This window comes from Acidipropionibacterium jensenii (assembly GCF_005890135.1).
GTDB lineage: Bacteria > Actinomycetota > Actinomycetes > Propionibacteriales > Propionibacteriaceae > Acidipropionibacterium > Acidipropionibacterium jensenii.
The window spans coordinates 2,613,091-2,626,966 of the sequence record NZ_CP040635.1; the positions used below are offsets into that span (position 1 = coordinate 2,613,091).

Genomic DNA, 13,876 nt, shown 5'->3' on the forward strand with positions numbered 1-13,876 from the left:
GCCCTCCTTCTCAACTGTGCGGTGGCTGAGGAGTTGCCCGGTGCCGGGTCAGCGCACGGCGAACCACGATCACCGAGTCGCCGGCCTTCAACTTGTCGAGGGTGGGGTCGTAGAAGTTGCGCAGCGTCCCGTTGCGGACCACCGCAAGGACCCTCTCGTTGACGATGTCGGAGGGGCGTGCCCCCACCTCGTTGGCGCTGACCATCCGCTGGATGACCTCCATCCCGTGGGCGCTGGAGATGAGGTCGTCGACCACCTCGCCGACGTGCGGGTTGACGGTGGTCAGGCCCAGCAGTCGTCCCACCGCGTCGGCGGAGGTGACCACCGCATTGGCCCCGGACTCGCGCAGCAGGGGCAGGTTCTCCTCCTCGCGGCCGGCGACCACGATGTGGCAGCGGGCGTTGAGCTGGCGCACGGTGAGGGTGGTGAGGATGGCGGTGTCGTCGCGAGGCAGGGTGATGATCACCTCACGGGCCTTGGCGACCTCGGCGCGGCGCAGCAGGTCGCGGCGGGTGGCGTCCCCCTCGAAGGCGGCCAGTCCGTGCCGGTTGGCCTCGGCGACCGCGGTCCCCTTGGCGTCGATCACGACGATCCGGTCCGAGGGGAGGTCGTGGTTGAGCAGCGTCGCGATGGCGCTGCGTCCCTTGGTGCCATAGCCGATGACGACGGTGTGATTGCGCATATGCCTTCTCCAACTGGCGTCTCGCAGGCCCCGCCGGCCCTCATTGGCGAGCACCTCCAGGGTGGCCCCGACCAGCAGGACCAGGAATCCGATCCTCAGCGGGGTGACGACGATGGCGCTGATGAGCCGCGCCCACGGGGTGAGTGGGGTGATGTCTCCGTAGCCGGTGGTGGTGACGGTGACCGTCGAGTAGTACAGGGCGTCGATGAAGGTGATCGGCTGGTGGGTGACGTTGTCGATGTAGGAGCCCCGGTCGACGTAGACGATGACCGTGCTGATCCCCATCAGGACCAGTGCCAGCAGCGCCCGGCGTCCCAGCTCCACCAGGGGGCTGTGGGCCTTGAAGGGCATGCTCACCATGGCCCGTCGCCTCAACTGGCGACTGGTCTGGTCGAGCGGTTGCTCCTGGGACATGACGGGGCCCCGTTCAGCCCTTCACGATGGCGTGGAAGTGGTCGATGCCGGCATCCTGGAGCACCCGGCGCCCGCCCAGGGCCTCCAGTTCCATCAGCACCGAGACCTGGGCCAGCTCCACCCCGAGCTGGCCGAGCAGTCCGGCGGTGGCGGCCAGGGTGCCGCCGGTGGCGAGGATGTCGTCGACGATCATCACCCGGGAGCCGCTCGGGATGGCGTCCTGGTGGATGGTGAGGGTCTCCCGGCCGTACTCCAGGTCGAAGCTCTTCGAGAAGACCTCGCAGGGCAGCTTGCCCGGCTTGCGGACCGGCACGAAGCCGACCCCCAGGGCCAGTGCCACCGGGGCCGCGAAGACGAATCCGCGGGCCTCGATGCCGACCACCACGTCCAGATCCTCGGGGGCCGCCCGAACCAGCTCCTCGATCGCCGCCGAGAAGCCGTTGGGGCTTCCCAGCAGCGGGGTGATGTCCTTGAAGTCCACCCCGGGCTTCGGGAAGTCGGGAACGGAACGGATCAGACCGGCGATCAGGTCGGCGTTGCTGGCGGTCATTTCTTCCTCTGCGATCGGGTGGTGCGAGGGTTCTGGGACCGGTTCGAGGATCCGGACGGGGCATCGGCCCCCGGGACCGACTCGGGCAGGTCGGCGACGCCGGCCGCCTCGGTCCGGACCGTCTGGGCGCTCACCTTCGGGGCGTCCTGGGCGGCCTTGGCGCGGCGCCGCAGCACCGCCTCGGTGTGTGCGTGAACCTCCGGCTCGCGCTCGCGCAGCTGAGCCAGGATCGGGGTGGCGATGAAGATCGACGAGTAGGCGCCGACGATCATGCCGACGAACAGGGCCAGGCCGAGATCCTCCAGGGGTCCCGAGCCGAGCAGGAAGGCACCGGCGAAGAGCAGCGCGGCCACCGGCAGGACGCCGATGATCGTGGTGTTGATGGACCGGACCAGGACCTGGTTGACGGCCCGGTTGGCTCCCTCGGAGTAGGTGATGTCACGACTGTTCAGATCGGCGGTGTTCTCACGGACCTTGTCGAAGACCACCACCGTGTCGTACAGCGAGTAGCCCAGGATGGTGAGCACCCCGATGAGGGTCGAGGGGGTGACGGTGAAGCCGACCAGGGCGTAGACGCCGACCGTCACGATGATGTCGTGGAGCATGGCGATCACCGCCGAGACCGACATCTTCCACTCGCGGAAGTAGATCCAGATCAGCAGCATCACCAGGACCAGGAACACCGCCAGGGCCTGGAGCCCCTTGTTGGTGATCTGCTGGCCCCACTGGGCGCCGACATTGGAGTAGGTGACCGCACCGGAGTCGGCGTGGGTGGCGCGGGCGAGGGCCTCGCGGATCGTCACCGTCTCGGAGGGGCTGAGCGGGCGGGTCTGCACCCGGACGTAGTCAGACCCCACGGTGACGACCTCGGTGCCGTCCAGGTCGGAGACCCCCGAGGAGGTCACCGCCGAGCGCACCGTGTCGGTGGTCCCGGCGCTCACCGCCACCGGGGCGTTGAACTCCACGCCGCCGCGGAAGTCGATACCCAGGTTGAGTCCGCGGACCGCCAGTCCGAGGACGGAGATCGCGATGAGCACCGCGGAGAGGATGTACCAGACCTTGCGCCGTCCGACGAAGGAGTAGGAGATCGCGCCGGTGTACAGCGCATGGGCGAAGCCGGTCTTGCGCTCAGCCATCTCAGGCCTCCTTCTGGTCGAGGTGGGCAGTGGTGGAAGCCAGGCGGTGAGCGCGTCGGCCCAGCAGCTGGGCCTCGCTGACCCCCATGTGCGCGGGTTCCAGACCCGATCCTCGTCGTCCTCGACCCCAGAACTTGGTCCGGCCGAGGACCAGCATGATCGGATGGGTGAAGAAGAAGCAGATCAGCAGGTCGATCGCGGTGGTCAGCCCCAGGGTGAAGGCGAACCCCTTGACCTGGTCGACCGAGAGGATGAACAGGATGACCGCCGACAGCAGCTGGACGCCGTCGGCCATCGCAATGGTGCCGCGGGCCTTGCGCCACCCGGTGCTCAGCGAGGTGCGCAGGGTGCGGCCCTCGCGTATCTCGTCACGGATCCGTTCGAAGTAGACGATGAAGGAGTCGGCGGTGATGCCGATCGCCACGATGGCGCCGGCGACCCCGGCCAGTGACAGGGTGAATCCCATGGAATCCCCGAGCAGCACGACGGCCGCGTAGGTGAAGGCTCCGGCGATCAGCAGGGAGCTGATCACCACCAGCCCCAGACCGCGGTAGTAGATGATGCAGTAGGCGGCCACCAGCAGCAGGCCGACGAGGCCGGCGATCAGGCCGACCCGCAGCTGCTCGCCACCGAGGGTGGGCGAGACGGTGTCGACGCTGGAGGCGGTGAAGGACAGCGGCAGGGCGCCGTACTTGAGGATGCTGGCCAGTTCATCGGCGGACTGCTGGGTGAAACTGCCGGAGATCTCCGCCTGGCCGGTGGTGATGGGGCACGACGTGCCCTTGTTGCCGTCCAGCTGGGGGTAGGAGATCACCTTGCCGTCCAGGACCACCGCGAACTGGTTCTGCGGGCTCTGCTTGGAGCACAGGTAGGTCGTCGCGGTGCCGAAGCTCGTCGCACCGATCGAGTTGAAGGTGAGGTTCACGACGTAGGAGACGTTGCCCTCGGGGATGCCGGCGGTGGCCTTGGTGACCAGGGTTCCGGGCAGTGCCACCGGGGAGAGCAGGAACTTCATGTTCCCCTCGCGGTTGCAGGTCACCAGCGCGTCACCGTCCTGAGCGGTGACGTTCTGGCCGCACTTGTGATCGGTGAAGGCCTGCTGATCGGCCTCAGTGGGCTGCCAGGCCTGCGCGGCCTTCACCTGGTTGGCCTGGGCACCGGCGTCGGTGGGCGAGTAGGTCTTCGCCGAGGCCTTCGAGCTGGCCGGGGCGCTGGGCAGCCCGGTGGCGGTGGGAACCACCGTCGAGGGGGCGGTCGGCAGGCCGCTCGGCGCCGGCGCCTGGGCGGTGGATCCGGCCGATCCGCTGGCGGACGGGGTCGCCTGCACCTGCTGCTCGGCGTAGACGAAGCGGAACCCCAGCTGGGCGGTCTGACCGACCATCTCCAGCAGCTTGTCGGAGTTCACATTGGGCGCCGAGACGACGATGTTGCGGTCGCCGGAGGTCTTGACCGAGGACTCCCCCACCCCGAGTGAGTTGACCCGCTGCTGAATGATGTTGCGGGCCTGCTCGAGATTGGCCGATGACGGCGCCTTGCCGTCGCTGGTCCGGGCCGTCAGGGTGATCGTGGTGCCACCCTTGAGGTCCAGGCCGAGCCGCGGGGACCAGGAGTGGGTGGCGGCCATCAACCCGTACATCGCGGCGATGACCACCAGGAAGATGATGAGTGTCCTGCCTGGGTGGGGCTTGCGCTGAGTACTAGCCACGTATCGGAGTCCTTGGTCGGTGGTCAGGAGGCGCAGCCGTCTGGCTGTCGCCTCCTGCGTGAGAGGTGGGTCGGGAGTTCCCGGCCGGAAGACTACTCCGAGGGCTTGTTCTCGGTGGTGGGATCGCCGGTCGCGCTCTGGGCGGCGACCGGATCCCCGGACTCAGCGGCCGCTGACTCAACGGGGGCGGTCTCGACGGGGGCGACCTGCGGTGCGGCGGAGTCCACCGGAGCCGGCTCTGCGGTCTCACCGGCGAAGGAGAACTCCTCGTCGGCGGGACTGACGACCTTGTTGATGGCCTGCTTGACGACGACGATCTCGGCACCGGGGGCGAGCTCGACGATGGCCTGCTTGTCACCGACGTGGGTGAGGGTGCCGAAGATGCCGCTGGTGAGCATCACCCGGGCTCCCTCCACCATCGAGTTCTCCATGTCCTTGCGGGCGGCCTGCTGCTTCTTCATGTTTCGACGCGTGGTGAAACTCATCAGCCCCAGGAAGACGATGAGGATGATGACCATCGGCATGAGGCCGCCAAGGCCGGCGAGGAGTGGCATGTAAAGTCCTTTTCTTGAATCACGATTGCCCCGGACATGGTACCTGTCCGGACCAACGGATTCCTCCCGCGTTCGCTGTGGGGCAGCTGGGAGACGGCCCGAACCGGCTCAGAACAGCCCGGCCTCGCTGGCCGAGGTACTGGAGTCCGAGCGGTCCGGAGGGGTCAGACCCAGATGGGTCCAGGCCCGGTCGGTGGCCACCCGGCCGCGCGGGGTGCGCATCAGGAAGCCCAGTCTCACCAGGAAGGGCTCGGCCACCTCCTCGACGGTCTGCGGCTCCTCCCCCACGCTGATCGCCAGGGTCGACAGGCCGACCGGTCCGCCGCCGAACTTGACGCAGACGGCGTCCAGCACGGCCCGGTCCAGCCGGTCCAGGCCGAGCGGGTCGACCTCGTAGAGGTCCAGGGCGGCAGCGGCGCTGGCCGGGCTCACCGGTCCCGACCCGATGTTGACCTCGGCGTAGTCGCGGACCCGGCGCAGCAGCCGGTTGGCGATCCGCGGCGTCCCCCGGGACCGACCCGCGATGGTGGCCGCGGTGTCGGCCGCCAGGTCCACCCCCAGGACGCCGGCCGAGCGGGTGATGATGTCCTCCAGATCGGCTGGGTCGTAGAACTCCAGCTGGGCGGTGAAGCCGAACCGGTCGCGCAGCGGGCCGGGCAGCAGACCCGCCCGGGTGGTGGCACCGACCAGGGTGAAGGGCGGGATGTCGATCGGGATGGCGGTGGCGCCGGGCCCCTTGCCCACCACCACGTCGACCCGGAAGTCCTCCATCGCCAGGTAGAGCATCTCCTCGGTGGGCTTGGACATCCGGTGGATCTCGTCGAGGAAGAACACCTCGCCGGGAACCAGCGAGGAGAGGATGGCGGCCAGGTCGCCGGCGTGCTGGATCGCCGGACCCGAGGAGATCCGGATCGGAGCACCCATCTCGGCGGCGATGATCATCGCCAGGGTGGTCTTGCCCAGCCCGGGGGGTCCCGACAGCAGGACATGGTCGGGGGTGGTCTGGCGTGCCCGGGCGGCCTCCAGCACCAGTCCCAGCTGGTTGGAGACCCGTGGCTGGCCGCGGAAATCGGCCAGTGCACCGGGCCGAAGAGCAGCCTCCTCGGCCTTCTCGGGTGGCTCGGCCCAGGGATCGACCGGCGAGTTCTCCATTACCCCTCTTCCTCCTCAGGCGGCCGCAGCGGGCCGCTCAGAGATCACGATAGTCAACGGCACCGACACTCCCCCGGCGTGCTGGGGCCGGCCGGGCGGCTCAGCTGGCGAGGCTTCTGAGGGCCGCCCTCATGAGGACCCCGATCGAGACGTCGGGATCCTCGGTGCGCATCCCGGCCACCGACTCGGCGGCCCGTTCGGCGTCGCGGGTCGACCAGCCCAGACCGGTGAGTCCGTCGACCACCTGTTCCCGCCAGGGTTCGGCGCCCGGCACCGCGGCCGGGGCTCCTCCGGCGGCAGCGGCCCCCGAGGAGATCATCGGGGCGCGGTCCTTGAGCTCCAGGATGAGCTTTGCGGCGCCCTTGCGTCCGATACCGGGCACCCGGCACAGTGCGGCGGCGTCCTCTCCCGCCAGGGCGGCTGCCAGCTGGTCGGCGTCCAGGACCGACAGCATCGCCATCGCGAGTTTCGGTCCGACCCCCGAGGCGGTCTGGACCAGTTCGAAGGCGTCCCGGTCCGCGGCGGAGACGAACCCGTGCAGGGTCATCGAGTCCTCCCGGACCACCAGGCTGGTCTCCAGGGCCAGCTGGGAGCCGGTCCGGGCGGCGGCCGCGGTGGCCGGCGGGCAGCTCACCCGCAGGCCCACCCCCGAGATGTCCAGCACCACCCAGGTGGGGCCGGCGGTGGAGACGGTGCCGCGAAGATGCGAGATCAACGTGCCAGATCCTTCCATGAACGGGCTCTGCGCCCGGTGACGGCCCGCTGGGCCTCGGCCGCGGCCTGCAGACGCTGGTCGGCCCCGCCGCGCCAGATCTGGCAGATCGCCAGGGCCACCGCGTCGGCGGCGTCGGCGGGTCGGGGGGCCTTGTCCAGGTGCAGGACACGGGCCACCATCAGCCCCACCTGGGACTTGTCGGCCCGACCCGACCCGGAAATCGCCGCCTTGACCTCACTGGGGGTGTGCAGGGCGACCGGAAGTCCGTGCCGGGCCCCCACCACCATCGCCAGCCCGGCGGCCTGTGCGGTGCCGGTCACGGTGGACCTGTTGTGCTGGGCGAAGACCCTCTCGATGGCCACCTGGTCGGGGCGGTAGGTGGTGCACCACTCCTCCAGCTCGTCGTGGATGTGCAGCAACCGGCGGGAGGTGTCCTGGTCAGCCGGGGTGCGGATGACGCCGACGGCCACCAGTCTCAGCTGGCGGCCGTAACCGCCCTCGACCAGGGCCACCCCGCACCGGGTCAGGCCGGGATCGACCCCCATCACCCGCATCAGCCGGCGGTCGGAGGCGGTGACCCGGTTGAGCCTCTGCACCGGCCCGCGCCCGGGCCCACGACCCGGCGAGGGCTCCGGCGTACCGGTCAGTCCTCGTCCTCGTCGATGGCGGCAGCCACCTCGGGGGTGACGTCGGCATTGGAGAAGACGTTCTGGACGTCGTCCAGGTCGTCGACGGCGTCCAGGATCTTGAACAGCTTGCGGGCGTCGTCGACGTCGACGGGCTGCTCGAAGTCGGCGCGGAAGGAGACCTCGGCGGAGTCGTAGTCGATGCCGGCGGCCTGGACGGCCTTGCGGACCTCGACCACCACATTGGGGTCGGAGATGATCTCGAAGGAGTCGCCGTCGTCGACGATGTCCTCGGGCTCGGCCTCCAGGGTGGCCTCGAGCAGGTCGTCCTCGCTGACCGTTCTGGTCACCGTCCGGCGGCCCTCCTCGACGTCATAGCTCTTGGGGACCTCGACGACCCCCTTGCGCTGGAAGAGCCGCTGGACCGACCCGCCGTCGGCCATCGTGCCGCCGTTGCGGGTGACCGCCACCCGCACGTCGGAGACGGCGCGGTTGCGGTTGTCGGTGAGGCACTCGATGAGGATCGCGATCCCGGCCGGGCCGTAGGCCTCGTACATGATCGTCTCGTAGGACACCGCGTCGGAGCCCGCACCGGATCCGCGCTTGACGGCGCGGTTGATGTTGTCATTGGGGACCGAGTTCTTCTTCGCCTTCTGGATGGCGTCGAAGAGGGTCGGGTTGCCCGACGGGTCTCCTCCTCCCACCCGGGCCGAGACCTCGATGCTCTTGACCAGTTTGGCGAACAGCTTGCCGCGCTTGGCGTCGATGGCCGCCTTCTTGTGCTTCGTGGTGGCCCACTTGGAGTGACCGCTCATGGACGCGCCTCCTGATGTCTGAAGTGGATGTGCACAGTTCGATGACTTCGGCGCTGCTGCGGAGCAGCACCCGACTTCGGCACTGCTGCGGAGCAGCACCCGAAACCGGCGCGGAATCCTCCCCGCGCGAACGACCCTTTAGTTTACACCGGGGTCTGGAGGGTCGCTCAGACCCGGGCGGACTGCCCCCGGCAGACCGTCATGGCGTCGGGCAGGGTGAAATTGCCCAGGTACAGGGCGGTGCCGACGATCGCGCCCTCGACGCCGATCGGCACCAGTCCGCGCAGCCGACGCAGGTCCTCCAGGGTGGAGATCCCGCCGGAGGCGACCACCTTGCCCTGGGTGCGGGCGCACACCTGACCCAGTAGTTCGTAGTTGGGGCCGGTGAGCATCCCGTCGCTGTTGACGTCGGTGACCACGTAACGGCGGCAGCCGGCCTCCTCCAGGCGGGCCAGCACCTCGAGCAGCCGACCGCCCTCCTGGGTCCAGCCGCGGGCCGCCAGCCGGTCCCCGCGGACGTCCAGGCCGATCGCCACCCGGTCGCCGAACTGGGCCACCGCCTCGTCGCACCACTGCGGGTTCTCCAGGGCGGCGGTGCCGATGTTGACCCGGCTGGCCCCGGCCGCCAGGGCCGCGTCCAGGCTGGCCTGGTCGCGGATACCGCCGGAGACCTCGACATTGATCCCCATCTCGCCTACCACCCGGCGGATCAGTTCGGTGTTCGAACCCCGGCCGAAGGCGGCGTCCAGATCGACCAGATGGATCCACTGGGCTCCCTGGGTCTGCCATCTCCGGGCCGCCTCCAGGGGGTCCCCGAAGACCTTCTGGGTGCCGGCCACCCCTTGCTGGAGCTGGACGGCCTGACCGTCCTGGACGTCGACAGCTGGAAGCAGAATCAGTTCCTCAGTCACGTCTCGACCCTACCAATGGGAGTGGATCGGGCCGGTTCGCGACACATCGCGGCCCGGTGGACGCCACGGACCCGACCGGTGCCGGTCGACTCAGTCCTCGTCGAGGAGGTCCAGCCAGTTCCTCAGCAGTCGGGCGCCGGCCGCCCCGGACTTCTCGGGGTGGAACTGGGTGGAGCAGATCGGGCCGAGCTCGGTGGCCGCCACGAACTCGGCGTCCTGGTGGCGGCAGGTGGTGATCCCGGTGTGCGGTGAGTCGACCAGCACCCCGTAGGAGTGCACGAAGTAGAACCGCTGGTCCTCGATGCCGGCGAACAGCCGGCTGCCGGGGCACGGCGTGACGGTGTTCCATCCCATGTGCGGCAGTCTCTCGGCGGGCAGCATGCTCACCGATCCGGGCAGCAGCCCGAGGCATCCGACCGGTTGGTCGCGCTCCTCGCCGTCCTCGAAGAGCATCTGGTGACCCACGCAGATGCCCAGCAGGTGACGTCCGGCGTCGACCCAGCCGGCCGCCAGTTCGTCGCCTCCCATCGCCCGCAGTCCGGCCATGCAGGAGGCCAGCGCGCCGACCCCGGGCAGCACCAGGGCGTCGGTGCGCTCCAGCTCGTCGACGGCCGAGGACAGCACCACTTCGGCGCCGGCCCGGGACAGCGCCCGGCAGGCCGAGTGCAGGTTCCCCGAGCCGTGGTCGATGACCCCGACTCTCACCACCGCGGTCATGAGTTACCTCCTGTGACATCTGTGGGGCGGCCCGACAGGGGCCCCGGGCACGGTTCAGGCGTTGAGCGTTGTTTCAGGCGTTGGGCCTTGTTCAGGCGTTGAGGGTGCCCTTGGTGCTGGGTATCCGCCCGGCCATCCTGGGGTCGGGGGCCAGGGCGATCCGCAGAGCCCGCGCCAGGGCCTTGTACTGGGCCTCGCAGATGTGGTGCGGGTCGCGTCCGGCGAGCAGTCGCAGGTGCACGCACAGCCCGGCATTGGTGGCCAGGGACTCCACCACGTGGTAGGTCATCGACCCCTGGTAGGCCACCCCGGATCCGCCGATCCGCACGGTGACCTGGGACTCCGGCTCCCCGCTGCACACCACATAGGGTCGACCGGCGACGTCGACGACGCACTGGGCCAGCGCCTCGTCCAGGGGGACGGTGGCGTCCCCGAAGCGGGTGATGCCGGCCTTGTCCCCCAGCGCCTCACCGATCGCCTGACCCAGCGCGATGGCGGTGTCCTCGATGCTGTGGTGGCCGTCGATCTCCAGGTCCCCGGTGGTGCGGATCCGCATGTCGATCCCGGAGTGCTTCGACAGGGCGGTGAGCATGTGGTCGTAGAACCCCACCCCGGTCGAGATGGTCGACTCACCGGTGCCGTCCAGATCGATCGAGACGTCGACCTGGGACTCCGAGGTGTTGCGGACCACGTGTGCTGTGCGACTCATCAGGACCGTCCCTGGGAGGAGGTGCGGACATGTTTCTTGGAGCTGATCGCCTCTGAGTCGGCGACCTTCATCATCTCGGCGTGGGGTGCGATCTCCAGGACCGCGCGCTGGAAGGCGTCGACCTCGGCGGGGGTACCGGCGCACACCCGCAGGTACCCCTCGGGGCCGACCTCGCGGATCAGGACGCCGTGCTCGAGGAACTCGGCCCACACCGCGTGGCGGTCGACGAATCGTCCGAAGAGCAGGAAGTTGGACTGGCTGGGCACCACGGCGAAGCCGCGCATTCGCAGCCACTCCTCCATCCCGGCCCGGGTCTCGCGCAGCTCGTCCACCCTGGCCAGCATCTCGGGGGCGTGCCGCAGAGCCACCCGGGCGACGGTCTGGGTGGTCGCCGACAGGTGGTAGGGCAGCCGGACGATCCGCAGCGCGTCGATCACGGCGGGGGCGGCGACCGCGTAGCCGACCCGGCCGCCGGCCAGCGCGAAGGCCTTCGACAGGGTGCGCACCACGATCAGTCGGCCGTACTTGGGCAGCAGGGCGATCGCGGAGTCCTCGGGGGTGTCGTTGAACTCCTGGTAGGCCTCGTCGACCACCACGATGGCGTCGGTCCCGGCGCACACCTCGTCGATGACGGCCACCGGGGTGGCGGTGCCGGTCGGATTGTTGGGGGTGGTGATGAGGACCACATCGGCCCTGACATCCCGGATCGCGGTGAGGACCCGCTCGGCGTCCAGGCCGAAGTACTCGTCGCGGGGGACGGTGACGTAGTCGGTGTGGGTGTTGCGGGCGTACTCGGGATACATCGAGTAGGTGGGGGTGAAGGTCAGCAGGGTGCGACCCGGCCCGCCGAAGGCCTGGAGGATCTGGGTCATCACCTCGTTGGAGCCGTTGGCCGGCCAGACCTGGTCGGCCCCCACCCCGAACCCGATGTACTCGGCCAGATCGGTGCGCAGCCCGGTCGCCTCGCGGTCGGGGTAGCGGTTGAGCCCGGCGGCCTGTCTGGCCACCTCGTGGGCCATGTCGCGACGCACCGCCTCGGAGGGCGGGTAGGGGTTCTCGTTGACGTTGAGACAGACCGGGACGTCCAGCTGGGGGGCGCCGTAGGGCTCCTCCCCCACCAGTTCGGGGCGCAACGGCAGCTCGGCCAGGGTGATCGGGTTCACCCGGGCGATGGCGGTGGGCACGGCGTCGGAACTCATCGGCCCCTCCTGACGGTGATGGCGTTGGCGTGGCCGGGGAGGTTCTCGGCGAGCGCGAAGGCCTCCACGGGGGCCGAGAGCTGGTCCAGGCCCTGCTTGTCGTAGTGGATGACGTGGACCGCCTTCATGAAGCTGCGCACCGACAGTCCCGAGGAGTAGGCCGCCGAGCCGGCGGTGGGCAGCACGTGGGTGGAGCCGGCCGAGTAGTCCCCCAGCGAGACCGGGGACCAGGGGCCGACGAAGATCGCCCCGGCGTTGTGCACCCGGGCGGCCACCTTCTCGGCGTCGGCGGTCTGGATCTCCAGGTGCTCGGACCCGTATCCGTCGACGACCGCCAGACCCTGGTCGATGTCTCGGACCAGCACGATCGCCGACTGCTCGGAGCCCAGCGAGGTGCGGATCCGGTCGGTGTGCAGGGTGGCCGCGACCATCGGCTCCAGCTCCTCGCGGACCCTGTCGGCCAGCTGCGGCGAGTCGGTGACCAGCACGGCGGCGGCCAGCGGGTCGTGCTCGGCCTGGCTCATGAGATCGGCGGCCACGAAGCGCGGGTCCGCGGTCTGGTCTGCCAGGATGGCGATCTCGGTGGGACCGGCCTCCGAGTCGATGCCGACCACCCCGCGCAGGTGGCGCTTGGCGGCCACCACGAAGACATTGCCGGGTCCGGTGACCATGTCGACGCGGGGACACAGGTCCGGCACCCCGTAGGCGAACATCGCGATCGCCTGGGCGCCGCCCACTGCGTAGACCTCGTCGATGCCGAGGATCTCGCACAGAGCGAGGATGTTGGGGTGCGGCAGCCCGCCGAACTCCGCCTGGGGCGGGGAGGCCACCGCGATCGAGGAGACCCCGGCCACCTGGGCGGGGACGACGTTCATGATGACGCTGGAGGCGAGCGGGGCGAACCCGCCCGGAACGTAGAGGCCGACCCTCTCGACCGGGATGATGCGCTGGCTGACCTCGGCTCCCGGGGCCAGTTCCACCGGGGCCGAGGAGGTCTCCAGCTCGGCCTCCTCGCACACCTCCCGGCGGCGTCGGATGGACTCGGTGAAGGCGGATCGGAGGGTGGGGCTGAGCTCCTCGGCGGCTCGGGCCAGGGCGTCGACCGGGACCCTCAGCGACTCGGGTTCGACGTGGTCGAACTTGGCGCTGAACTCGCGCAGCGCCTGTTCGCCCCGGGTGCGCACCTGATGGCAGACGTCGACGACGGCCGTCATGGCCGAGTCGACGTCCACATCGGCACGGGGCACGATGGTCCGGTAGTCGTCTGGGTCGGTGTCGGTGAGGTCCACGGTGCGAATCACATCACCAGCTTAGTGATCGCGGTCGGTGACCTGCGATCCGTCTCTGGGTGCGGTCACCTCGGCCGGTGCAACCGGACGTGAGGACCGGGCCCGTCGCTCGGCGGCGTCCCAGCCGAGCAGGGACATCACCAGCACCGGCAGCAGGGCGGCGAAGGGCCACACCAGCACGGGCGTCCAGCTGCGCAGTGCCAGATCGATCGGGACGACGTCGCCGGCCCTGGCCCCCGAGATCCGCACCGCGAACCCGTCGGGACCGACCAGCACGCCGATCCACCAGCAGACCAGGGAGGCCAGCAGGGCCGAGACGGCGGCCAGCGGCACCACCAGGGCGCCCCGGCGGCCGAACCACCACCAGGTCACCAGGCCCAGCAGGAGGCCGGCGACCAGCCCGGTGAGGCAGTACCCGGCGTCGGAGGAGAACACCCCGGCCAGTCCGCGCTCGGTGATGCTGGCCGATCCGTCGGAGGCGATGGTGTAGGTCGGCAGCCTGGTGGAGGCGTTCCACACCAGACCGGACAGCCCGCCGAGCACGACGCTGACCCCCAGCAGCAGCACGATCCGGCGCAGCAGCAGGGCGTTGTCGGCGGCGCGGGCCACCAGGGGATGGGTGGAGGCCACCGCCCTGGCTCGCTGGGGGGCCGGCGGACTGGAGGGAGTCGCGGGACGGGTGGATTCACTTGAGGTGGACAT

The 13,876-nt window shown here is 69.8% G+C and carries 15 protein-coding genes; all 15 read right to left on the bottom strand.

Annotated elements, in window-relative coordinates:
- Positions 1–10: 10 nt before the first annotated feature.
- Positions 11–1,096: a potassium channel family protein gene (locus FEZ32_RS11705; RefSeq protein WP_138680663.1), complete on the bottom strand. Its 1,086-nt coding sequence runs from the start codon at positions 1,094–1,096 to the stop codon at positions 11–13.
- A 13-nt stretch (positions 1,097–1,109) separates the two neighbouring features.
- Positions 1,110–1,646, bottom strand: a complete 537-nt coding sequence (locus tag FEZ32_RS11710; protein ID WP_028702542.1) for an adenine phosphoribosyltransferase — start codon at positions 1,644–1,646, stop codon at positions 1,110–1,112.
- Positions 1,643–2,782: a protein translocase subunit SecF gene (secF, locus tag FEZ32_RS11715; protein ID WP_138680664.1), complete on the bottom strand. Its 1,140-nt coding sequence runs from the start codon at positions 2,780–2,782 to the stop codon at positions 1,643–1,645. The genes FEZ32_RS11710 and secF overlap by 4 nt, the downstream gene beginning before the upstream one ends.
- A 1-nt stretch (position 2,783) precedes the next feature.
- The gene (gene secD / locus FEZ32_RS11720) at positions 2,784–4,445 is read right to left on the bottom strand and encodes a protein translocase subunit SecD (protein ID WP_097799859.1); all 1,662 of its coding nucleotides are present in this window, start codon (positions 4,443–4,445) and stop codon (positions 2,784–2,786) included.
- Positions 4,446–4,579: 134 nt separating this feature from the next.
- Complete coding sequence (yajC, locus tag FEZ32_RS11725; protein ID WP_051238150.1) at positions 4,580–5,041, bottom strand: preprotein translocase subunit YajC; 462 nt, start codon at positions 5,039–5,041, stop codon at positions 4,580–4,582.
- A 108-nt stretch (positions 5,042–5,149) separates the two neighbouring features.
- Complete coding sequence (gene ruvB / locus FEZ32_RS11730) at positions 5,150–6,193, bottom strand: Holliday junction branch migration DNA helicase RuvB (RefSeq protein WP_028702545.1); 1,044 nt, start codon at positions 6,191–6,193, stop codon at positions 5,150–5,152.
- Positions 6,194–6,293: 100 nt separating this feature from the next.
- Complete coding sequence (gene ruvA, locus FEZ32_RS11735; RefSeq protein WP_138680665.1) at positions 6,294–6,908, bottom strand: Holliday junction branch migration protein RuvA; 615 nt, start codon at positions 6,906–6,908, stop codon at positions 6,294–6,296.
- A complete protein-coding gene (gene ruvC / locus FEZ32_RS11740; RefSeq protein ID WP_028702547.1) occupies positions 6,905–7,453 on the bottom strand; it encodes a crossover junction endodeoxyribonuclease RuvC in 549 nt (182 codons plus the stop codon). The genes ruvA and ruvC overlap by 4 nt, the downstream gene beginning before the upstream one ends.
- 98 nt (positions 7,454–7,551) lie before the next feature.
- Positions 7,552–8,349, bottom strand: a complete 798-nt coding sequence (locus FEZ32_RS11745; RefSeq protein ID WP_028702548.1) for a YebC/PmpR family DNA-binding transcriptional regulator — start codon at positions 8,347–8,349, stop codon at positions 7,552–7,554.
- A gap of 167 nt (positions 8,350–8,516) precedes the next feature.
- A complete protein-coding gene (gene priA / locus FEZ32_RS11750) occupies positions 8,517–9,260 on the bottom strand; it encodes a bifunctional 1-(5-phosphoribosyl)-5-((5-phosphoribosylamino)methylideneamino)imidazole-4-carboxamide isomerase/phosphoribosylanthranilate isomerase PriA (protein ID WP_028702549.1) in 744 nt (247 codons plus the stop codon).
- Positions 9,261–9,350: 90 nt separating this feature from the next.
- Positions 9,351–9,977: an imidazole glycerol phosphate synthase subunit HisH gene (gene hisH / locus FEZ32_RS11755; protein WP_036981481.1), complete on the bottom strand. Its 627-nt coding sequence runs from the start codon at positions 9,975–9,977 to the stop codon at positions 9,351–9,353.
- Between the two features lie 91 nt (positions 9,978–10,068).
- On the bottom strand, positions 10,069–10,689 hold the full coding sequence (gene hisB, locus FEZ32_RS11760; protein ID WP_097799861.1) for an imidazoleglycerol-phosphate dehydratase HisB: 621 nt from the start codon (positions 10,687–10,689) through the stop codon (positions 10,069–10,071).
- Positions 10,686–11,885 (bottom strand): histidinol-phosphate transaminase, encoded by a 1,200-nt coding sequence (locus FEZ32_RS11765; protein WP_036981477.1) that lies wholly within the window; start codon positions 11,883–11,885, stop codon positions 10,686–10,688. The genes hisB and FEZ32_RS11765 overlap by 4 nt, the downstream gene beginning before the upstream one ends.
- Positions 11,882–13,186, bottom strand: a complete 1,305-nt coding sequence (gene hisD / locus FEZ32_RS11770; protein WP_138680666.1) for a histidinol dehydrogenase — start codon at positions 13,184–13,186, stop codon at positions 11,882–11,884. The genes FEZ32_RS11765 and hisD overlap by 4 nt, the downstream gene beginning before the upstream one ends.
- A gap of 9 nt (positions 13,187–13,195) precedes the next feature.
- Positions 13,196–13,876 carry a hypothetical protein gene (locus FEZ32_RS11775; protein ID WP_175415787.1) on the bottom strand — a complete coding sequence of 227 codons (681 nt, stop codon included), beginning with the start codon at positions 13,874–13,876 and terminating at the stop codon, positions 13,196–13,198.

What these genes read in the sequence shown, in the direction of transcription:
- ruvB (WP_028702545.1), bottom strand. Translation starts at nt 6,193, where the DNA reads ATGGAGAACTCGCCGGTCGATCCCTGGGCCGAGCCACCCGAGAAGGCC.
- hisH (WP_036981481.1), bottom strand. Translation starts at nt 9,977, where the DNA reads ATGACCGCGGTGGTGAGAGTCGGGGTCATCGACCACGGCTCGGGGAAC.
- yajC (WP_051238150.1), bottom strand. Translation starts at nt 5,041, where the DNA reads ATGCCACTCCTCGCCGGCCTTGGCGGCCTCATGCCGATGGTCATCATC.
- ruvC (WP_028702547.1), bottom strand. Translation starts at nt 7,453, where the DNA reads ATGGGGGTCGATCCCGGCCTGACCCGGTGCGGGGTGGCCCTGGTCGAG.
- FEZ32_RS11705 (WP_138680663.1), bottom strand. Translation starts at nt 1,096, where the DNA reads ATGTCCCAGGAGCAACCGCTCGACCAGACCAGTCGCCAGTTGAGGCGA.
- FEZ32_RS11710 (WP_028702542.1), bottom strand. Translation starts at nt 1,646, where the DNA reads ATGACCGCCAGCAACGCCGACCTGATCGCCGGTCTGATCCGTTCCGTT.
- FEZ32_RS11745 (WP_028702548.1), bottom strand. Translation starts at nt 8,349, where the DNA reads ATGAGCGGTCACTCCAAGTGGGCCACCACGAAGCACAAGAAGGCGGCC.
- secF (WP_138680664.1), bottom strand. Translation starts at nt 2,782, where the DNA reads ATGGCTGAGCGCAAGACCGGCTTCGCCCATGCGCTGTACACCGGCGCG.
- FEZ32_RS11765 (WP_036981477.1), bottom strand. Translation starts at nt 11,885, where the DNA reads ATGAGTTCCGACGCCGTGCCCACCGCCATCGCCCGGGTGAACCCGATC.
- FEZ32_RS11775 (WP_175415787.1), bottom strand. Translation starts at nt 13,876, where the DNA reads ATGTCCACCTCAAGTGAATCCACCCGTCCCGCGACTCCCTCCAGTCCG.